Raw genomic sequence first — 22,213 nt, forward strand, 5'->3', positions numbered from 1 at the left:
ATGAAAAAAATTCAAATTAAAAGTGGTGTGAACCTTGTTGTTCTGCCCACAACACAATTTAAAACAATGCATATTGCTGTCGATTTTGCTGCGCCCTTATTAGATGTTGATAAGGTTTCAGCACGCTCGCTGCTGACTTATTTAACGGCCGTAAGTTCAAATAAGTATCCCAGTCAACAAATGGTTGCCCAAAAAACGATTGACTTATACGGCGCACAGTATCAAACGGATGTCATGCGTTTTGGACAGACACATCATGTGCGGTACACACTTCAAATTCCGGCACCAACCTATATTGATGCAGAAAATAATTTATTACATGATGCATTTGATTTTTTGCGCGACATGATTTTTAATCCGTTAATCATGGACGATTATTTTGATTTGCCAATTTTTACAAAAGAAAAGCAAAGTTTAATGAATGAATTAGATAGTTTAACAGATGATAAACAACGTTACGCAATGTCTAAATTACGTGAATTAACTTATGATTTGCCTGCAATGACAATATCATCATCAGGACGTACCAGTGATGTTGAGTCACTTACTTCAAAGGGTGTTTACCAGGTTTATCAGGATATGATAAACAATGATACAATCAATATCGTTGTTTATGGGGATATTGATGAAGCGCGTGTTGTGTCGGAATTAACGACATGGCCTCTTTTAGCGCGGCAAGAACAGTCGTTGAAACCATTTTATCGGCAAGAATTGCTCTCAGAAACAAACGAACTAACGGATTTACAGGCAGATATTAACCAAGCAATTATGACAATGAGCTATCGATTAGCAATTGCACCCTCAGACCCAAGACGATTTGTCGCCTTGGTCATGAACGCACTTTTTGGCGGTTCACCATTGTCTAAATTATTTACAATCATTCGCGAAAAGGAGTCATTAGCGTATAGTATTTATTCGCGGTGGCAGCATGATACCGGATTTATTACTGTTGCGGCCGGTCTGGACGCTGATAAAGTTGCACAAACGGACACCATGATTCAAGCACAAATAACAGCCATTCAAGTCGGTGATTTCTCTGAGGAAACGTTGTCAGCTATTAAAGCTAGCTTGATAAATGATTATTTAAGTCAACAAGATTCTCCCGCTAGTGAAATAGGACTTGTATTTTCAAGATTGTTAACAAATCGAGAAACAACAGTTGCTGCTTGGATTGCTGCGGTTAATGCTGTAACATCAGCTGATGTTTCGAAAATGGCACGTGAAGTAGTCTTACAAAGTCGGTTTACTTTGATGCCTGAGGTATTATCATGATTGAAAAAAAATACAAACGACTGAAAGAAAAAGTTATAACGGAAACATTATCTAATGGTTTAAAAGTTGTGATGATTCCAAAAAAATCATATCATAAAACATTTGCTGTAATTACGACACCATTTGGGGCTTTAGACCAACGCTTTCAAATTAACAATGATAAACCAGTGGATATTCCAGCTGGGACAGCTCATTTTTTGGAACATAAATTATTTGAAAAAGAAAAAAGTGATGCGTTTACACGTTTTGGTGAACTTGGAGCTGATGCTAATGCCTTTACAAATGCTTATCAAACAAGCTATCTGTTTTCAACAACTCAAAATTTAAATTTGGCACTCATACATTTATTAGATTTTGTGCAAACACCATATTTTAGTGAAAAAACGATTGCTAAAGAGCAAGGCATTATCGGGCAAGAAATTCAAATGTATGATGATGATCCAAATTGGAGTGTCTACATGGGACTTATGGGACTCATGTATCCTAGTGCGCCGTTATCAGAAGATATTGCAGGAACAAAAGAATCAATTCTGAAAATCACACCGGCACTATTATATAATATTCATCGGGCTTTTTATCAATCAGACCAATTAACATTACAAATTGTTGGCAATTTTGATCCTGACGAAATGCTACGCGTTGTTAGGGATAATCAAACAACAAAAACGCTTGAAAAAATTAACGTGAAAACTTTTCAAGCACCAATTAATCAGCCTAAAATAATACAAGAAACTAAAAAATTTGATGTGTCACGTCCTAAAATTGGCTTTGGCATGCGATTACCAACAAATGCTAGGACAGGAAAAGAAGCGACTAAATTTGTGTTAGCTGCTGATATCTTATCTGATATTTTGTTTGGAGAACAGACAGATTGGTATCAAAACCTGTATAATAAAGGTATCATTGATACCGAATTTGAAACATCATTTGATTTGCTACGAAACTATCAATTCATGACGTTTTTCGCAGAAACAACTGAATACGAAGCATTAACAGTTGCGATTAACAATCAATTGACTGAATATAAAAAAAATCTTGATGGTAAAGAATTAGTTTTTGAATCTTTACGTCGCGCAACATTAGGAGAAGGCATACAACGTTTAAATTCATTAGAAAGTATTGCTTTGCGCGGTGATGATGTACTTTTTGGTACAAATTTATTTGATAAAATTATGTTACTACAAGATTTGACATATAATGATATATTAGACACCGCTGAAGAGCTATATAAAAACGCGAAACTACAACGGTTTGTTCTGCAGAAATGACATTGGAAAAACTATGAGCGAAATTTTAACAAATCAAATAGGTGAGCAGTTAAAAGCTGCTCGTCTCAAAAAAAACTTATCATTGGATGATGTACAAGCCTCAACTAAAATTCAAGAGAAATACCTTGAAGCCATTGAAAACAATAATCTCGGTATTTTACCAGGTGATTTTTATGTTCGCGCGTTTATCCGTCAATATGCACTTGCTGTGGATTTAAATCCTGAAGATTTATTAGGCGAAGCAGGTCCGGCTTCAATCTCACGAAGTAAAGACTTAAATCGTGCGCACCGCGATAATGATGGGGTTGTTCGTGCCGGAATTGATACAACGCGCTCAGCTAAGTCCCAAATCTCAAGTATGCTGCCAACGATTTGGATAGGCATCATAGTTTTCTTAGTGTTAGTTGGTATTTGGTTTGTCCTAACACATTTAAATACTGGTAGCCAACAATCAAATGGTGGTGGGGATGTATCGATTTCAAGTTCTACTGTACCTGACAGCACTAGCTCATCTCAATCAAGTGCATCATCACCAAGAAAAAAGGCAACAAAAAAAGCTGTTGCGCCTAAAATGAAGCTTGGGACACCGGAACAAAATACTGCGCAACAGACGACAATTTATAACTTATCAAAACAAAATACAAGGCAGCATACAATCAAAATTACTGCGCAAAATACAGGGACGAATGTTCAAGTTACAGCTGATGGCGATGTATTATTAAATGAAGTGATAACAGCCGATAAAACCATTACTGTTCCCAAAGGAACAGGTGTTGTGAACGTACAATTTACTAATGTAGCAAACGCAGTAATGACATTTGATAGCCAAAGAATTAACGTCATTAGCACATCAACACCTTTCTGGAATGTGCTGATGAACTTAAATAATTAAGAGGAAATTATGAATCTACCGAATAAATTAACAGTCTTCCGTATTATTTTAATTCCTATTTTTATTTTAATATTGACGATTCCTTATGATTGGGCAACTATAACAACAATGACTGTCGTTTTACCAGTTAATTGGCTAATGGCTGCAATTGTTTTTGCAGTAGCCTCTGCAACTGATTTTTTGGATGGTAAAATTGCAAGAAGTCAGCATTTAGTCACTAATTTTGGTAAATTTGCTGATCCATTAGCTGATAAATTATTGGTGATAACAGCATTGATATTTTTAACAAGCTTTCATGTTGTGCCTGCCTGGATGACTGCAGTTATAGTTATTCGAGAATTGGCTATCACAGGATTAAGGACATTAATAGTTGAGAATAATGGTCAAGTTTTGGCTGCTCAGATGCCGGGGAAAATAAAGACATTTTCACAAATGTTTGCCATTTTTTTCTTGTATATTAAAAATATACCTTTCATTTATTTTGGTTTTCCAGTAGGAGACATATTATTATGGATAGCAGTTATATTTACAATATATTCAGGCATTGATTATTTTTGGCAAAATCGTTATGTATTTTCAGATGGTATGTAAAAGCGCAATAAGCGCTTTTTTCGTATCATAAATACAGAAGCGAACATAATCGAACAATTGTTCGTTTAATGCTTGCTTTTGCCGACAAAAGCAGGTAAACTAATGAGGAAAGATAAAAGGAGTTAGCCACAGATATGGTCACAAAAAAAACGACTAAAAAAGATGATAAAGAAAATCAAGCAAAGGGTCGCAAAACAGCACTAGATGAGGCGCTGAAGAAAATTGAAAAAAACTTCGGTAAAGGTTCAGTTATGTTTTTGGGTGAAAATACGCTGACGCAGATTGAAACTTATCCATCAGGATCGGTAAAGTTAGATGTTGCACTTGGTGTTGGCGGTTATCCAAAGGGCCGAATTATTGAAGTGTATGGCCCTGAATCATCTGGTAAAACAACCATTGCATTGCATGCGGTTGCTGAAGTACAAAAAGCAGGTGGAACGGCAGCATATATTGATGCAGAAAATGCATTAGATGTTAAATATGCTGAAGCATTAGGTGTCCAAAAAGATGAGCTGTTATTGTCGCAACCCGATACAGGGGAACAAGGCTTAGAGATTGCTGATGCATTAGTACAGTCAGGCGCTGTTGATATTATCGTTATTGATTCAGTTGCAGCATTAGTACCACGTGCAGAAATTGAAGGCGAGATGGGTGATTCACACGTGGGGCTACAAGCACGTTTAATGAGTCAAGCATTACGTAAATTAGCAGGCACTTTAAATCGGACTGGAACCATTGCTATTTTCATTAATCAGATTCGAGAGAAAATTGGTGTGATGTTTGGTAATCCTGAAACAACTCCAGGAGGCCGTGCATTAAAATTTTATTCGACAATTCGTTTAGAAGTACGCCGTTCAACTCAAATTAAAGATGGCACTGATGTCACTGGAAACTTAACCAAAGTGAAGGTGGTTAAGAATAAAGTAGCCCCACCATTTAAGGTTGCTGAAGTAGATATTATGTATGGTAAAGGTATTTCTCAAACAGGGGAAATTCTCGATCTTGGTGCTGAGCAGGAAATTATTCGAAAAGCAGGTGCTTTTTACTATTATAATGACATTAAAATTGGTCAAGGTCGTGAAAAAGCGAAAGAATTTTTAGATGCGCCGGAAAATGCGGAGATGCGTCAAGAAATTTATGTCAAAGTACGTAATGCATTTGGTATAGGAGATGGCGAGACAAGTGCTGATGAGTCTACTAATGATGACATTTCGGATAGTGAACCTGAAACATTGAATTTGGCAACAGATGATGATTTAACAGACGAACCAATTGTATAAATAATGTAAAGAATAAATAGAAACGCTAGGGCGTTTCTATTTATTTTGTTACAATGCAAGTAAATAAACATTTGGAGAGGAATGCACTGGGCGAAAGTTAAGTGTATTAATATCATGACAAAAATTTTAGTAGTAGATGACGAACCAGCAATTTCAACACTGTTGAAATATAATCTAGAACAAAATGGGTATCAGGTGACAATAGCAACGGATGGTCAATCGGCATATGAACTGATTGGAGAACAAACTTTTGATGCCATTTTACTTGATTTAATGTTACCAGTTATGGACGGCATGACAGTGTTGAAAAATTTACGTCAAGATAAAATAGCCACCCCTGTATTATTAGTTACAGCTAAAGGTGATGAATTTGATCGTGTGTTTGGACTAGAACTGGGTGCAGATGATTATATCACCAAACCATTTAGCCTACGAGAAGTACTGGCGCGATTAAAAGCTGTTCTGCGACGATCACAGACTGAACGCTCAACTTCGGATAAACCAGATGTTATTGAAATACAAGATATTGTGATTGATGATAACAAAAAAGTTGTGACTAAATCTGGTAAGAATTTAACATTAACGCCACGGGAGTACGAACTCTTATTGTATTTTTCGCAAAGAGTTGGTCGTGTGATTGATCGTGAAACAATTTTAACAGCAGTATGGGGTTATGAGTTTGTGGGTGAAAGTCGAATGGTAGATATGCATATTAGTAACTTACGAGAAAAAGTTGAAAACAATCCAAAATCACCACAAATATTAAAAACTGTGCGAGGCTTTGGCTACACAATGGTTAATTAACAATGTAAAGATCTATTTACATTGCTTTACACAACGATGACGATTTTAGGTTACTTTCTTTGACACAAGGTGCGTAATATATGATTTGTAAACAAGGAAAGGCTACCAAGAGCCTCTACTACAAACCGAGTTTACATTACATATGCTTCCATGCGAAGCCTAAACAAAGGGAGAAGTATTCATGAACAAAACGGTTATTGGCGTTGTCGGTGGTGTGGTTGTTATTGCAGCGGGCCTAGCTATTTATGCCAACTCTAATTCACATACAGATAAAAAAACTACGGTTTCAACGACAAAAAAGTTAAGTGGTAAAGTGTTATCGCTTGGATCAACGGCATTACAGCCATTGGCCGAACAGGTTGGTACATCTTTTCAAGAAAAAAATCCTGGTGTGACAATCACTGTTCAAGGCGGTGGATCTGGTGCGGGCTTGAGTCAAGTATCTAATGGTTCTGTTCAAATTGGTAACTCTGATGTATTTGCGGAAGAAAAAGATGGTGTTGATGCTTCAAAGTTAAAGGATCATCAAGTAGCTGTTGTTGGTATTGCGCCTGTGGTCAATTCTGATGTACAAGTATCGAACATTTCTAAGACACAACTACGTGATATTTTTACTGGAAAAATTACTAATTGGAAAGAAGTTGGTGGTAAGGATGAAAAAATTGTTATCATTAACCGTGCAACCGGATCTGGCACACGTTCAGTATTTGAGAAGAACGTGTTAGATGGTCAAAATGCCGTACAATCAACCGAACAAGATTCGAATGGAACTGTTCAAAAGATTGTATCTACAACACCTGGTGCCATTTCTTATTTAGCTTTTGCTTACTTAGATGCATCGGGAATCAAGGCGTTAGATGTTGACAAAGTAACACCGAACAAGAAAAATGTTGAAGATAATTCATGGCCAATCTGGGCATATGAACATATGTATACCAAAGGCACAGAAACAGAAGCAACAAAAGCATTTTTGAAGTATTTTGCCACAAAAGAAGTGCAAAAAACTATTGTACCAAAACTGGGTTATATTGGTTTGACTGATATGAAAGTAACACGCGATGCAACTGGTAAAGTTGAAAACAAGTAAAATAATTAGTGTCGTTTTAATTCCGCGAAAGCGGTTTTTTTTTGTTATGATAGTTATAGTGGAGAGACAGATGACAAAAAAAATATTTAAATACTTGTCCTTTTTAGTTCCTAACTTGATAATGAGTGCAATATTGGGAAAGACGATGTCTTTTGACCGTCAACAGTGGGTGATTATGGTTGTTTTTCTGTTGATTGCTACAGCAAGCGGCATATTGGTAGCGCAGTTTTGGGAAAAAGTTCAGCAGACAGAATTGCAAGTCATGCAAAACCGCATGTTGGCTACAATTCAAGGACAAGAGCCTAGGGGTGTATTGACAGAACCAAACTCTCCGCATTATGATTTAATTCATCAATTTAATACTTTACAAAACTATATTAAACAGACGCAGCGAACTGCACAACGTGATGTGACGAACTATCAATCACTACTTGCAAGTTTACCAGTGGGTGTCATTAATGTGAATCGACGACATATAATTGATGTTTTTAACACAACTGCTGCAGATTTATTAGGTGTACAACAACCTAAAATACCAATTGCAGAAAGTTTAGTGATTAAACAATTCACACTGTCCGAATTAATGACGCAAACTTTTAATACACAACATAACCAACAATCTATTTTAAATTTACAGATAAATGGCGAGGTGAAGCAATATGAAGTTAGCACACTTTATCACCAAGGTGATCTGAAGCATGCTGAAGTTATGATTATTATATATGATTTGACTTCTGTTTTACAGATTGAACGCATGCAATCTGATTTTTTGGCCAATGCCTCACATGAACTTAAAACACCATTAACTGCGATCACTGGTTTTGTAGAAACGCTACAAGGACCAGCAGGTGAAGATCCAAATACCCGAAAGCAATTTCTAAAAATTGTTGCTGACGAATCAGAACGTCTATCATCCCTTGTCATTGATATTTTGTCATTATCACGTGTGAAACAAAAAAATGATGCAGTCGATACAAAACTGATTATAAAAAATGTAGTTGATGAACAATGGCAACATATTAAAACAATGGCAGCGACGAAACATATTACCTTTAAGAATAATGTGTCGCAAAATTTTGTTGTCCATGGATTAAAAACGGATTTGGAGACAATTCTACAAAATTTGATTGTGAATGCTGTGAAGTATAATAAGCAGGGTGGCGATGTGACTGTGTCAGTGTATAAAGATCATCAGCATTGGCAAATTAATATTAAAGATTCCGGCATTGGGATTCCTAAAAATCAACAATCACGAATTTTTGAGCGTTTTTATCGAGGTGATGAGTCGCGACAGAGAACAATTGCTAATGGTACGGGTCTAGGATTGGCTATTGTTAATGAAATTGTTAGTAAACATAATGGTGAAGTAAAGGTCAACTCACAGGTTGGTGTGGGAACCACTATTAGTGTCACTTTGCCTCTGTAAATATTTTCTTTACTTAATCTTTACATAGCACTGTTAATACATTTACATGGTTTTAAGATAATAAAGTAGTAGTAGTTTAATCTTGGGAGGCATTATCATGTCGAAATCGCATCACGGAACGATTGTGGCAACAATTGTGGCCGTTAGTATTGCAGCAGCACTTGGAACTGCTTATGCAACACGAGATAAAAGTGCTTCAGAAACATCGATTACGGCTGTCGGTTCGACAGCCTTACAACCGTTTGTTGAAGCAGCAGGTGAAGAATATGCAAAAATTAATTTAGGTACATTTGTTAACGTGCAGGGTGGTGGTACAGGAACAGGATTGAGTCAAGTGGCGCAAGGCGCTGTAGACTTAGGAAATTCTGACGTTTTTGCGGAAGAAAAGGAAGGCATTAATGCTAATCGACTGGTGGACCATCAGGTAGCAGTTGTCGGTATTGCACCACTATTAAATAAAGATATTGGTCTAAAGGATTTATCAACAGAACAGTTGCAAGCAATATTTACCGGGAAAGTAACAAATTGGCAACAAGTTGGTGGTAAAAACCAAAAGATTGTCATTATCAACCGCGCAGCGGGTTCTGGAACACGTGCGACATTTGAAAAGTGGGGTCTACTTGGTAAACAAAGTATTGAAGCACAGGAACAAGATTCTTCAGGAATGGTACGTTCTATTGTAGCAACCACACCAGGAGCAATTTCATATGCAGCTTTTGGTTATATTGATGATACAATCGTAGCTGCTTCAGTTAACCATGTGTCACCCTTAAATAAAAATGTTGCATCAGGTATGTATCCTATTTGGTCTTATGAACACGTCTATACTAACGGTAAACCAACACCAGAAGTTGCTAAATTTTTGAATTACTTAACGTCAAAAGAAATTCAGAGTACTTTAGTGCCAAAATTGGGTTATATTTCTATTCACGATATGCGTGTCACGCGTCAGTTGAATGGAAACATTATAAAGAAGTAATTAATTGATACGAATTATGTAACAAAATTGAAATACAAGAAAATTAGTGCATTTAATGTTGTTTAATGGATACCTGCAAATTGTACGTATTCATCTGATATGACAATATTTGGTGCTATGGAGATAAAATGGATAACATTACACAGAAGTTGATGCAAAAATCTGAGTCAACAAAAAAAGATTCACTGGGACGAGCTGTTAGTTTGGCAGCCTTATCGTTAATTGTCATTGTTGTCGTATCGATTTTTGCTTTCGTTATGAGTCGTGGCTTATCAACATTTTTTCATGATGGCGTCCATGTCAAAGACTTTCTATTTGGTTCAACATGGAATCCATCAGTAGTTAATCCACAAACGAAACAACCTTATATAGGCGCATTGCCTATGATTCTTGGATCGTTTCTGGTAACATTTTTAGCGGCAATTGTAGCGACACCATTTGCTATTGGAACATCGCTATTTATGACTGAAATTGCCCAAAAGCGTGGTGCAAAAATTATGCAACCAGTTATTGAATTGTTGGTCGGTATTCCATCCGTTGTTTATGGATTTATTGGGTTGACAGTTGTTGTGCCCTTTATCCGGAGTGTTTTTGGTGGTTCAGGGTTCGGTATTCTATCAGGTACAATTGTTTTGTTCGTAATGGTCTTACCAACAATCACCTCGATGACTGTAGATACATTAAAGTCAGTGCCTAGACACTACCGTGAATCAGCTTTGGCTATCGGCGCTACACGTTGGCAAATGATTTACAAAGTTGTGTTGCGAGCAGCAACCCCAGGTATTTTAACCGCTATTGTCTTTGGCATGGCACGTGCCTTTGGTGAGGCGCTGGCAGTACAAATGGTTATTGGAAACGCAGCGCTGATGCCACATAACTTGACATCACCCGCCTCAACATTAACGTCAATATTGACTATGGGGATTGGTAACACTGTGATGGGGTCATTACAAAACGATGTGTTATGGACACTAGCAATGATTTTGCTAGTAATGTCATTGGTATTTAACTTAGTTGTACGTGCTATTGGGCGCAAAGGAGAGATGAAATAATGAATGCAAAAAGTGCTGATAAAATAGCGACAGCTGTAATTTATATGATTGCTGGCATTGTTGCGTTAATTTTGATTGCCATGCTTGCTTTTATTTTGATTCGTGGTGTGCCAAATTTGTCTTGGCATTTTTTAACATCGCCCGCTAGAGCATTTGAAGCAGGTGGTGGTATCGGAATTCAATTATTTAATTCTTTTTACTTGCTAATATTAGCTATGCTTATTAGTTTTCCAATTGCGTTAGGTGCTGCTATTTATTTGAACGAATATTCAAAAAAAGGTAGATTTACAACGGTCGTGCGTACAGCAATTGAAATTTTAAGTTCTTTGCCTTCTGTGGTTGTTGGCTTGTTTGGATTTTTGATATTTGTTGTTCAATTTCATTTTGGATTTTCAATACTATCAGGTGCAATTGCACTCACTTTCTTTAATTTACCATTGCTGACACGTTCTATTGAAACAAGCTTAGCCCAAATTCCGAATTTACAACGTGAAGCTGGCTCTGCGTTGGGTTTGTCACGCTGGGAAACAGTGATTCATATCATTTTACCGGCTGCAGTTCCCTCAATTGTGACAGGTGTTGTCTTATCTGCAGGTCGTGTTTTTGGTGAGGCTGCTGCATTGATTTACACTGCTGGACAATCAGCCCCTGCATTAAATTTTACAAACTGGAATCCATTTAACATTTCAAGCCCTTTAAATCCTATGCGTCCTGCCGAAACCTTAGCAGTACATATCTGGAAGATTAATTCTGAAGGCATCATGCCAGATGCGAATGCTGTGTCTGCCGGTGCATCAGCAGTTTTGATAATTGTTGTGTTATTGTTCAATCTGAGTGCACGTAAAATCGGTGCGCAATTATACAAAAAGTTGACCAGTGCATAACAAAAATAAAGTGATAGCTACTCAGTATGATGTCATTAGGGAATTGTTTAGTAACCGAGTTATGGAGAAAAAATGGTAAATAATATCGATTTAAAACCAGCAAGTGAATTTATTACTGAAAATAAACCAGAACGTTATATCTATGATGTTGGTGCAGGCGATCATGAAATTGCAATATCAACAAAAGATTTGCAAGTGAGTTATGGTCAAAATTTGGCTTTGAGTGAAGGTGATTTATCGTTTGAACGTTATAAAATTACCAGTTTAGTTGGTGCGTCAGGTTCTGGTAAATCAACATTCTTGCGGTCGTTAAATCGTATGAATGATAGTGTTGCGACAGTTAAGGGCAATATCATGTATCGTGGTGTTGATATTAATACAAAAGCGATTGATGTCTATGAAATGCGCCGTCATATTGGCATGGTTTTCCAACGTCCTAATCCATTTGCTAAATCTATTTATAATAATATTACTTTCGCACTGACACAACGTGGACAATATACAAAACAAGAACTTGATGAAATTGTTGAAACCAGCTTGAAACAGGCGGCGTTATGGGATCAAGTTAAAGATGAGTTAGACAAATCAGCCTTAGCTTTATCAGGTGGACAAGCACAGCGTTTGGTTATTGCACGAGCATTGGCTTTGAAACCAGACATATTACTTTTAGATGAGCCATCCAGTGCACTTGATCCAATTTCATCTGCGCAGGTTGAAGATACATTACTTAAGTTAAAAAATCAGTACACAATTATCATTGTGACACACAATATGCAACAAGCGGCTAGAATTAGTGATTATACAGCTTTTTTTCATATGGGGAAAGTGATTGAGTATGATTTAACACGTAAAATATTTACAAGACCAAAAGTTGAGCTGACAAATGATTATATTTCGGGGAACTTCGGATGACAGATATTAAACAAAAAAATATACTTGAAACACGTGATGTTAAGTTATGGTATGGTCAAAAAGAGGCATTACATGGGATTAACTTAAATTTTCCAGAAAAAGGTATTACAGCGCTTATTGGTCCATCTGGATCGGGAAAATCAACTTATATTCGAGCAATAAATCGTATGCATGATTTGGAAGATAATGTGACAGTAACAGGTTCGTTTGATTTTAAGGGAACAGACATCTATGCACCAACAACAGATACTGTTGATTTACGTAAGCGAATTGGCATGGTGTTTCAACAGCCTAATCCGTTCCCTTTCTCTATTTATGAAAATGTTATTTTTGGTCTTAAATTAGCTGGTATCAAAGATAAAGCTGTACTTGATGAAGCTGTGGAAAAATCTCTTAAACAAGCGTCAATATGGGAAGAAGTTAAGGATGATTTGCATAAGTCAGCTCTTGGCTTGTCAGGTGGTCAACAACAACGTGTATCACTTGCGCGTGTTTTGGCAACTTCACCAGAACTGTTATTGTTAGATGAACCGACCTCAGCTTTAGATCCAGTATCGAGTCATAACATTGAAGAAACGCTATTGAATTTACGCGATGACTATGCGATGATTATTGTTACACATTCAATGTCACAGGCATCACGTATATCAGATCGTACAGCTTTCTTTTTAAATGGTAATCTGGTTGAGGTAGATGCCACAAAACACATTTTCTTGAACCCACAAAGTCAAGAAACACAAGATTACGTCAGTGGCCGATTTGGATGATATTAGAAAAAAATAAAGTTAATTCATAATTACATAGACAGAGTAATGAAAAGGAGAAATATTATGCGACGATTATTTGATGAAGAACTTGCAGATTTAGATAATTCATTTACAGAGATGGGTATGCTTGTTGCCCAAACTATTCAAAAATCTGTCCAGTCATTTGTAGATCATGATCGTGAAGGCGCAAAAGCCATTTTAGATAATGATCATCAAATTAATGAACGAGAAGCAGCTATTGAAAAGAAAACCTTTGAGATGATTGCTTTGTACCAACCAGTTACAACTGATTTACGCGAAATTGTTACAATTTTGAAAGCAGTCTCTGTATTGGAACGAATGGGAGATCAAGCACGTAATATTGCTAATTCAACTATTCGTGTTAAGGGAACAAAACATATTTCTAGTGTTGAGCAGGCACTTGGTGAAATTGGCGAACAAGTAGCAACAATGGTTTCAACTGTGATGGATTATTATATTAAAAATGACGCTTTAGGAGCTGAATCTATTGCTGAAGAAAATCAAACGTTATCTAAACGTGCAGCCCAAGTGCGTTTTGATTCAGTTGAAGGCATGAAAGAAGATGCTGATTTAGTTGATTCAGCAGCAGATTATTTAGTGATTGCTGGCTATTTGAAGCGCATTGGAGACTATACGACAGATATTGCAGAATGGATTGTATATAAGCGAACAGGTAAGATCATTGAGCTGAATCCAGGCTACAACTATTTTATTTAATCATGTCTCATTTTGTGACGAATTGTAACTTTAAATGCGCGACTAAACGAAAGTTTAGTCGTTTTTATGTCTACTGATGGAAAGTTTTGGTATAATAAGGATGTTGTACATTACTTAATAAGTGCGTTCTGTCAATAAGTTAAGCGCTTACAGGGAACTACAGTAGGAGGGTATATGCGTTTTTTTGCACGATTAGCAACAACAATGCTGGTTTTCTTAGTTATCTCGTCACTTTTTTCAGAAGCATTTCGTGTTGATAATTGGATGACAGCTCTAGGGGCAGCTTTGGTGTTAGCAGTATTAAACACGATTATTAAACCAATACTAACGATTCTGACGTTACCATTAACGTTTATAACATTTGGTTTATTTACAATTGTTATTAATGGTATCATGTTGGAAATAACTGCGGATCTTGTTGGCGGTTTTGATTTTTCGAGTTTTGGTTGGGCAATGTTTACAGCAATCATTTTGTCAATTGTCAATACATTGTTGACATCTGATTTGCATGTACACGTAGAAAGAAAATAAAATGGCACAAAATTCAGTTACAGTAAAACAATTAGTAGATAACACCCGTTTAGAAATTGTAGCGGGGAAACAATATTTAGAACGCGTGATTACAACTGCAGATATTTCACGACCAGGATTAGAAATGACTGGTTATTTTAATTATTATGCACCAGAACGTGTACAGCTGCTAGGCATTACGGAAACCTCTTTTTCGGAGCGAATGGGCCATGAAGAGCTACTGATGGTTTTTCGTCGAATGGCTGATCCAGTAACACCAGCATTTGTTGTGTCAACCGGATTGCCAATCAGTGATGAGCTCAAACAGGCAGCAGATGAGGCCAAAATTCCAATTTTAACATCAACTTTAACATCATCACGTATTTTGTCAAATATGACCTATTATCTGGGTGGTCAATTAGCACCACGTGAGAATGTTCATGGTGTGCTAATTGATGTTCATGGTTTGGGTGTTTTAATTACTGGGGATGCAGGCATTGGCAAAACAGAAGCTGCATTGGAATTGATTCAACAGGACAAAGCAAGGTTAGTCGCTGATGATCGCGTCGATATTTATCAAGAGGACGAAGAACGTTTAATCGGCGAACCAAATGAAGTTTTGCGTAATATGATGGAAATTAGAGGTGTCGGTATTATTGATGTGCAGCAAGTGTATGGCGCTGTTTCTGTGCGATCGCATGCAACAATTGCGCTTAATATTCATTTATCAAATGGCAAAATTGGCGAAGCTAATTTTGATCGTTTAGGCAATGATAATGATACACTTGAAATTTTAGGTGTAAAGATTAAGCGTATGGTAGTTCCTGTGACGCCAGGGCGTAACACAGCAAGTGTTATCGATGCAGCAGCGGTAAAGTTCCGTACTGCTAACATGGGAATTGATGCATTGAAAACACTTGAAGAACGTATGTCAGTTGAAATGGTGAAAAACGAAAAAATAGATCTGGAGAATAAACATGACTAAGATAGCAGTACTTGGTGCCGGGTCCTGGGGAACAGCATTAGCAAATACAGCCGCTGAAAATGGGCATGATGTGCGCCTGTGGACACATAATCTTAATCAAGTTGAAGAAATAAACCAGCAACATACGAATAGTAAGTATCTACCTCATGCAACTTTAGTTGACGCGCTAGTAGCAACAAATGATATGTTTTTGGCAATTGAAAATGTTGAAATTGTATTGAGCGTGGTGCCTACAAAGGCTGTGCGCGAGGTAGCTAAAAAATTAGCAACTGCCCTAGAAGAACAGGCACATACGGTGATTTTAGCACATGCTACCAAGGGTCTAGAACAAGGATCATATAAGCGCATATCTGAAATGATTGCAGAAGAAGTACCAGAAGCCTATCGTTCAGCGCTGGTTGTTATCTCCGGGCCGTCGCACGCAGAAGATGTGATCAAACATGATTTAACAGCTGTTTCAATTGGCAGTTCAGACGAATCAGCAGCTAAATTATTGCAAAAAGCTTTGTCAAACGAGACTTTCCGTGCTTATACGAATCATGATTTACTTGGTTCAGAGTTGTTTGCGGCTCTAAAAAATATTGTGGCAATTGCTTCTGGCGCTTTAATTGGTTTAGGATATGGTGTCAATGCACAAGCAGCCTTATTAACAAGAAGCTTAGTGGAAATGCGTGACTTGGGAGCAGCTATGGGCGCTAAACCAGAAACTCTGTATGAACTTGCAGGTATTGGTGATTTAATTGTAACAGGTATGTCACCAAATTCACGTAATTATCGTGCGGGTCTAGGCTTAGGTAAAGGGAAAAATGTGCAACAAGTGACAGAAGAAATGGGCATGGTAATTGAAGGTGTAAATACAACAAAAGCTGTGTATGACTTTTCAAAAATGTATCATGTTGACATGCCAATTACGTCTGCAGTTTATCAAGTCTTATATGAAAACAAACCTCTGCGTACTGCGGTCGCAGATTTGATGGCAAGGCCGTTGAAATCTGAAGATTAATTTGTATGCATGAACTAATGAATAAGAAAGAGAGTAATTAAAATGAAACCAGTACGTAAAGCAATTATACCAGCAGCAGGATTAGGAACACGGTTTTTGCCGGCTACAAAAGCATTAGCTAAAGAAATGTTACCAATTGTTGATACACCAACAATAGAATATATTGTGCGCGAGGCAATTGCTTCAGGAATTGAAGACATTGTGATTGTTGACGGTAAATCAAAACGTTCAATTGAAGATCATTTTGATTCAAATCCCGAACTAGAAAATAATTTACGTGACAAAGGGAAAGATGAACTACTAAAAATTGTACAAGAAACAACTGACATTAATATGTACTTTATTCGTCAGTCTCATCCTAAGGGACTCGGAGATGCTGTGTTGACAGCAAAAGCTTTTATTGGGGATGAACCCTTTGTTGTCCTACTTGGTGATGATTTAATGGAAGATGATGTACCATTAACGAAACAGTTAATCCAACGTTATGAAGAGACGGGAGAATCAACTTTAGCGGTGATGAAAGTACCGCATGATCAAGTCTCTGAGTATGGCGTGATCGATCCTGCAGCAGAAGCCTCTGATGGCCTATATCGTGTTAAATCCTTTGTTGAAAAACCAAAGCCAGAAGATGCACCATCAGACTTGGCTATTATTGGTCGATATCTATTGACACCAGAAATTTTTGAAGAATTAGAAAACACACAACCGGGTAAGGGAAACGAAATTCAATTAACGGATGCTATCGATTCATTAAATAATCGTCAACATGTCTATGCGCATGAATTTAAGGGTAGTCGTTATGATATTGGATCAAAAATTGGTTTTTTGGAAACAAACATTGAATTTGGTCTGAAACACCCACAAACAAAAGATCAGTTACGTGCATATATTAAAGAACTAGCAGCCAAGCTGTGAAATTTGTCGGACATGTCGTTTAAAAACTTGTTTTATGATGATAAAAGCTAATAGCTTTTTCTCGACAAAATAGTAAAATACGTGTAGAATTAGATGTACAAAAAGTAAGTGAAATGAGGTCTACTGAATGGCAAAAGATAAACAGTACGATGTTGTGATTATCGGTGCAGGACCTGCCGGAATGACAGCTGCTACCTATGCTTCGCGCGCGAATCTATCTGTGTTGATGTTAGATCGTGGTATTTATGGTGGTCAAATGAATAATACTGCTGAGGTTGAAAATTATCCTGGTTTTGATTCGATTTTAGGACCGGACTTGTCAGAAAAAATGTATGCATCTTCAACACGTTTTGGCGCTGAATATGGCTTTGGCACAGTAGAAAATATTGAAATAGACGGACATAACAAAATTATTAATACTGACATGGGTCGTTATATTGCAAAAGCTATTATTATTGCTACTGGGTCGGAACATGTTCATTTAGGCGCTGATGGTGAAGAAGCTTATCAGGGGCGTGGTGTCAGTTACTGTGCTGTATGTGATGGTGCTTTTTTCCGAGATGAGGATGTTGTCATTGTTGGTGGCGGAGATTCTGCTATTGAGGAAGGTCTATATCTAACAAACATAGCAAAATCAGTCACGGTCTTGCATCGTCGAGATAGTTTGCGTGCTCAAAAGATTATTCAAGACCGCGCTTTTGCAAATGATAAAATGTCATTTCGTTGGCATACAGAAGTGATAGAAATTACCGGTGATAGCGACAAAGTTACTGGTGTTCGTGTGATTGATAACCAGACGCATGAAGTATCTCAAATCAACACGAGTGGTGTTTTTGTGTATGTTGGTTTGAAACCTAATACGCAAGGTTTTGAAAACCTAGATATCACCAATGATGATGGTTGGGTCATTACTGACGAGCAGATGCGGACAGGCATTCCTGGCGTATTTGCAGTGGGGGATGTTCGTGCCAAAGAGTTACGTCAAATTACAACAGCTGTCGGTGACGGTAGTATTGCAGGTCAAGGTGTTTACGACTATATTAGTGCACTACCAGCCGCAGTAAATGAACAAGTCATCTAATATTCTTTAAAAGACAAATTTGAAAAAATTGTCTTTTTTTGTTGATTTGTTTTTTATTATTTTTTTTTCATCTATTTCTCATAAAAACACTAATATCCTTGTAATATTAATTTTGAAAACAGATGAAAATTTATGAAAATAAATACTTTTTATTTTCATTTTGAAAATCGTTTGACATTTAAGGTGCAAGCGTTTACAATTATTTGTGTCAAGATGCACAAAGGAATTGCTTTTTTAAAAAAGGAACCGGTTCTATTGAGAGAATTCTAGGAGAAAATCATGCAAAGTCAGGATAAATGGATTACTAAAATTGCGTTTTTAGGTATTTCATTCATGTTAACTAGCGCTTATGCCATTAATGGGGCGATGCCTCAAATGACAAAAGCGCTGGGAGTCTCAGCTACACAGGTACAAGCGTTAGCAACAACACCATCAATTGTTGTGACAGTGTTTGTTTTGCTTAGTTCATTTATTGCAGCAAAATTAGGTGACAAAAAAACAATTATGCTAGGCATGCTTTTAGTTGGGTTTGCTGGTATCGTACCATTTTTTGTGACATCATACCCTATCATTCTTGTATCTAGAATGGTCTTAGGTGCTGGATTTGGTATTTTTAATTCGTTAGCTGTATCAATGATAGCTGTTATGTATCAAGGACAAACACGTGCAACGATGCTTGGTTGGCGTGCGGCTGTCGAACAAATTGGTCAAGCTGTCTTGACTTTCATTGCTGGACTACTTTTAAATTTTGGTTGGCAAACAACGTTTTTGGTTTACTTACTAGCTTTTCCAATTTTGTATCTTTTTTATGTTCGTGTGCCAGACACAACAGAGATGTTAGCTGCTGATCAGAAAAATAATAAAAAGACACATATTAATAGAAATGTTCCTCAAAATATTAGTCCCTTAGTGTGGGTATTGACACTGTTTGCTGCCTTCATCGTTATTGACTATATGGCTATTCAACTAAGTTTTCCTTTTATGGCTCAAAGCTTAGGTGTTAGTGGTTTGCTTGTTTCAACGATTCTATCACTTATGCTGGTTGCAGCAATGGTAGGTGGGCTCGTATATGGTGGTATGCAAAAATTATTTGGCCGCTTTACACTTCAAGTTGGCCTATTGTTGATGGTATTATCTAATTTCTTAGTGGCATTTTCAAACGGTAATTTTGTTACTTTGACAATAGGTGTCCTATTAATTGGTTTTCCAATGCAATTAATTTCACCATTTATTTTTAGTCAATTACCTAATTTGGCACCTTTAAAAAAGCAACCATTTGTGACCTCTATTGTATTGATTGGTTTCAATGTTGGCGTGTTCGTTGAACCCTTTGCATTATCATTATTAGCCAAGATAATGGGAAATGAGACGCATAGTGTGTCTGAAGCAGCATACACAACAATTCCGTTACTTGGCATAATTTTGCTGATTATTGCAGGGGTCACATTCATTACTAATCGTAAACGTGCTTAAAAAGTAGAGCATTTTATAAAATTGCGCCTTGAGGTGGCGCATTACAAGTAATCTTGACTTTAGCGTCATTTAATAAGCGTTTATAAGGAGAACGGAAAATCATGAAGAAACTAACAAATGAAGCGATGTTGATTACATACGCTGATTCACTTGGAAAAAACTTGAAAGAATTGAATCAAGTACTATCTAATGAACTTAATGGTGTTGTAGGCGGCGTGCATGTCCTACCATTTTTCCCATCAACAGGGGATCGTGGTTTTGCGCCTGAACAGTATGAGACAGTTGATCCTAAATTTGGTGATTGGTCAGATGTTGATAAGTTGGCAGACAAATACTACTTGATGTTTGACTTTATGTTGAATCATATTTCACCTCAATCAAAGTATTTCCAAGATTTTTTGGAAAAGAAAGAGGCGTCAGAATATTATGATATGTTCCTGAAGTATTCTGATTTTTGGCCAGAAAATCGACCAACAGATGCCGATATTGATTTGATATATAAGCGTAAGGATAAAGCACCATTTGCGCCTGTTACCTTTGCTGATGGCACAACTGACCAAGTTTGGAACACATTTGGTGATCAACAAATGGATTTGGATGTTACAAAAGAAGTAACAAAAAAATTCATTAAAGATTCACTTGTTAATTTGGCACATCATGGTGCATCAGTTATTCGTTTAGATGCCTTTGCTTATGCAATTAAGAAGCTAGATACAAATGACTTTTTCGTTGAACCTGAAATTTGGGCTATTTTAGATGAAGTTCGTGAAATATTGGCAGCAGAAGGATCAGAAGTATTACCTGAAATCCATGAACATTACAAAATTGTACGTAAGATTACTGAACATGACATGTATTCATACGATTTTGCATTGCCACTGATTACATTATATTCATTATACTCAGGTAAGACAGAACGAATTGCGGATTGGCTGCGTCAAAGTCCAATGAAACAATTCACAACATTGGATACACATGATGGTATTGGTGTTGTTGATGCTAAGGATTTGTTGACACAAGAAGAAACTGACTTCACAACTGAAGAAATGTATAAAGTTGGTGCCAATGTCAAAAAGATTTTCTCTTCAGCGGCATATAATAATTTGGACATCTATCAAATAAACACAACTTATTATTCAGCATTAGGTAATGATGATGCTGCCTACTTATTGGCTCGTGCAGCACAAATATTTGCACCTGGTATTCCACAAATTTATTACGTTGGTTTGCTTGCTGGTGAAAATGATATTGAACTTTTGGAAAATTCAAAAGAAGGTCGTAACATTAACCGTCATTATTATGACTTGGCTGAAATTGCTGAAACAACAAAGCGACCAGTTGTTTCAAACTTGTTTGACTTATTACGTTTCCGTAATACAAGTGCAGCCTTTGATTTAGATGGTTCAATTGATGTAGTTAATGATGGCGAAAATGAATTGACAGTATCACGTACATCTGCAGATGGCAAAACAACTGCTGTTTTGGATGCTAACTTTGCAACAAAGAGCTTTACTGTAACTGAAAATGGTAAAGAAATATTTACGACAAAGTAATTATGTCAATTAAAGCGCCTCGGCGCTTTTTTGGTATAATAGAGGCAAATAAAGGACAACGTTATGCTCATACTTGCTTCTGATTTACCTCATTTTTTAATAGAAATTCTTTCGGCGGATAATCCGTTCTCAACGAGTAAGCTTATCATTCTTTTCTTGCTTATTTTTATTGAGACAGCAGGCATTGTGACTGGTTTCATACCTGGGGATACAATATTGACCACTGCTGGTGGACTTGCAGGAACACATCATAATTTTGGCGAGTTAATGGCCTATATTGCTGTTTTTTCACTCGCTTCCTTTTTAGGCGATGCCGTTAATTATTGGTTCGGTGCGTTTTTGATGAAACAAATTAGTAAGATCCCGTTTTTAAAGCGACACTTGCAGGGGGGATGTTAGATAAATTAGCCACTAATTTTCATCCAAAACGTTGGTTATTATTTGTTGTATTGGGAAGATTTTTACCATTCATTCGTGTTGTTGTGTCGTTATTAGCAAGAAGGTTAGCTCTGCCATTTGTTAGTTATATTCGTATGGCTGCTTTTGCGAGTGTATTGTGGTCTGCGGTTATTGTTTCTGCAGGGTATTTCATTGGGCATTTAAATATACCGTCAGATATGCTGTTAATTATAGTTGTAGGTATAGCCATTGTCTTTATTCTGGCGTTAAGAGTCCCAAAATTTAGGCAAGCAATCGTTAACTTGTTTGTTCGGAAATAATCAAACTTTGTTATAATAAAGC

At 36.9% G+C, this 22,213-nt stretch carries 21 protein-coding genes and 1 pseudogene; all 22 read left to right on the plus strand.

Annotated elements, in window-relative coordinates:
• The 22 genes and pseudogenes from yfmF (at window position 1) to LEGAS_RS10285 (ending at window position 22,191) form a co-directional block, all read left to right on the plus strand.
• Window positions 1–1,272: an EF-P 5-aminopentanol modification-associated protein YfmF gene (gene yfmF / locus LEGAS_RS03240; protein ID WP_010389455.1), complete on the plus strand. Its 1,272-nt coding sequence runs from the start codon at window positions 1–3 to the stop codon at window positions 1,270–1,272.
• Window positions 1,269–2,540 (plus strand): EF-P 5-aminopentanol modification-associated protein YfmH, encoded by a 1,272-nt coding sequence (gene yfmH, locus LEGAS_RS03245; RefSeq protein WP_013231398.1) that lies wholly within the window; start codon window positions 1,269–1,271, stop codon window positions 2,538–2,540. The genes yfmF and yfmH overlap by 4 nt, the downstream gene beginning before the upstream one ends.
• Window positions 2,541–2,553: 13 nt before the next feature.
• Entirely contained in the window at window positions 2,554–3,432 is an 879-nt protein-coding gene (locus LEGAS_RS03250) for a helix-turn-helix domain-containing protein (RefSeq protein WP_013231399.1), read from the plus strand.
• Between the two features lie 9 nt (window positions 3,433–3,441).
• Window positions 3,442–4,023 carry a CDP-diacylglycerol--glycerol-3-phosphate 3-phosphatidyltransferase gene (gene pgsA, locus LEGAS_RS03255; protein ID WP_013231400.1) on the plus strand — a complete coding sequence of 194 codons (582 nt, stop codon included), beginning with the start codon at window positions 3,442–3,444 and terminating at the stop codon, window positions 4,021–4,023.
• Window positions 4,024–4,157: 134 nt separating this feature from the next.
• On the plus strand, window positions 4,158–5,303 hold the full coding sequence (recA, locus tag LEGAS_RS03260) for a recombinase RecA (protein WP_013231401.1): 1,146 nt from the start codon (window positions 4,158–4,160) through the stop codon (window positions 5,301–5,303).
• A gap of 114 nt (window positions 5,304–5,417) precedes the next feature.
• On the plus strand, window positions 5,418–6,107 hold the full coding sequence (locus LEGAS_RS03265) for a response regulator transcription factor (protein WP_013231402.1): 690 nt from the start codon (window positions 5,418–5,420) through the stop codon (window positions 6,105–6,107).
• A 181-nt stretch (window positions 6,108–6,288) separates the two neighbouring features.
• The gene (locus LEGAS_RS03270; protein ID WP_013231403.1) at window positions 6,289–7,194 is read left to right on the plus strand and encodes a phosphate ABC transporter substrate-binding protein; all 906 of its coding nucleotides are present in this window, start codon (window positions 6,289–6,291) and stop codon (window positions 7,192–7,194) included.
• 70 nt (window positions 7,195–7,264) lie between these two features.
• Window positions 7,265–8,620, plus strand: coding sequence for a sensor histidine kinase (locus LEGAS_RS03275; protein ID WP_013231404.1), 1,356 nt, complete (start codon window positions 7,265–7,267; stop codon window positions 8,618–8,620).
• A 97-nt stretch (window positions 8,621–8,717) separates the two neighbouring features.
• A complete protein-coding gene (locus LEGAS_RS03280) occupies window positions 8,718–9,599 on the plus strand; it encodes a phosphate ABC transporter substrate-binding protein PstS family protein (protein ID WP_010385939.1) in 882 nt (293 codons plus the stop codon).
• Between the two features lie 128 nt (window positions 9,600–9,727).
• A complete protein-coding gene (gene pstC / locus LEGAS_RS03285) occupies window positions 9,728–10,651 on the plus strand; it encodes a phosphate ABC transporter permease subunit PstC (protein ID WP_010385941.1) in 924 nt (307 codons plus the stop codon).
• Window positions 10,651–11,535 (plus strand): phosphate ABC transporter permease PstA, encoded by an 885-nt coding sequence (pstA, locus tag LEGAS_RS03290; RefSeq protein WP_013231405.1) that lies wholly within the window; start codon window positions 10,651–10,653, stop codon window positions 11,533–11,535. The genes pstC and pstA overlap by 1 nt, the downstream gene beginning before the upstream one ends.
• 72 nt (window positions 11,536–11,607) lie before the next feature.
• Window positions 11,608–12,447, plus strand: a complete 840-nt coding sequence (gene pstB, locus LEGAS_RS03295; protein WP_010385943.1) for a phosphate ABC transporter ATP-binding protein PstB — start codon at window positions 11,608–11,610, stop codon at window positions 12,445–12,447.
• A complete protein-coding gene (gene pstB / locus LEGAS_RS03300; protein ID WP_010385946.1) occupies window positions 12,444–13,214 on the plus strand; it encodes a phosphate ABC transporter ATP-binding protein PstB in 771 nt (256 codons plus the stop codon). The genes pstB (LEGAS_RS03295) and pstB (LEGAS_RS03300) overlap by 4 nt, the downstream gene beginning before the upstream one ends.
• 63 nt (window positions 13,215–13,277) lie before the next feature.
• The gene (gene phoU / locus LEGAS_RS03305; RefSeq protein WP_010385948.1) at window positions 13,278–13,952 is read left to right on the plus strand and encodes a phosphate signaling complex protein PhoU; all 675 of its coding nucleotides are present in this window, start codon (window positions 13,278–13,280) and stop codon (window positions 13,950–13,952) included.
• Between the two features lie 174 nt (window positions 13,953–14,126).
• Window positions 14,127–14,483, plus strand: coding sequence for a phage holin family protein (locus tag LEGAS_RS03310; RefSeq protein WP_013231406.1), 357 nt, complete (start codon window positions 14,127–14,129; stop codon window positions 14,481–14,483).
• 1 nt (window position 14,484) lies between these two features.
• A complete protein-coding gene (gene hprK / locus LEGAS_RS03315; protein ID WP_010385951.1) occupies window positions 14,485–15,447 on the plus strand; it encodes an HPr(Ser) kinase/phosphatase in 963 nt (320 codons plus the stop codon).
• Window positions 15,440–16,450, plus strand: a complete 1,011-nt coding sequence (locus tag LEGAS_RS03320) for an NAD(P)H-dependent glycerol-3-phosphate dehydrogenase (RefSeq protein ID WP_010385953.1) — start codon at window positions 15,440–15,442, stop codon at window positions 16,448–16,450. The genes hprK and LEGAS_RS03320 overlap by 8 nt, the downstream gene beginning before the upstream one ends.
• Before the next feature lie 42 nt (window positions 16,451–16,492).
• Window positions 16,493–17,365 (plus strand): UTP--glucose-1-phosphate uridylyltransferase GalU, encoded by an 873-nt coding sequence (gene galU / locus LEGAS_RS03325; protein ID WP_010385955.1) that lies wholly within the window; start codon window positions 16,493–16,495, stop codon window positions 17,363–17,365.
• Window positions 17,366–17,492: 127 nt separating this feature from the next.
• Window positions 17,493–18,446, plus strand: coding sequence for a thioredoxin-disulfide reductase (gene trxB, locus LEGAS_RS03330; protein ID WP_010385956.1), 954 nt, complete (start codon window positions 17,493–17,495; stop codon window positions 18,444–18,446).
• A gap of 279 nt (window positions 18,447–18,725) precedes the next feature.
• Window positions 18,726–19,919 carry an MFS transporter gene (locus LEGAS_RS03335; RefSeq protein ID WP_013231408.1) on the plus strand — a complete coding sequence of 398 codons (1,194 nt, stop codon included), beginning with the start codon at window positions 18,726–18,728 and terminating at the stop codon, window positions 19,917–19,919.
• Window positions 19,920–20,020: 101 nt separating this feature from the next.
• Window positions 20,021–21,472 carry a sucrose phosphorylase gene (gene gtfA, locus LEGAS_RS03340; RefSeq protein ID WP_013231409.1) on the plus strand — a complete coding sequence of 484 codons (1,452 nt, stop codon included), beginning with the start codon at window positions 20,021–20,023 and terminating at the stop codon, window positions 21,470–21,472.
• Window positions 21,473–21,535: 63 nt separating this feature from the next.
• A pseudogene (locus tag LEGAS_RS10285) lies at window positions 21,536–22,191 on the plus strand (DedA family protein).
• Window positions 22,192–22,213 lie beyond the last annotated feature (22 nt).

The organism is Leuconostoc gasicomitatum LMG 18811, assembly GCF_000196855.1.
GTDB classification, from domain to species: Bacteria; Bacillota; Bacilli; order Lactobacillales; family Lactobacillaceae; genus Leuconostoc; species Leuconostoc gasicomitatum.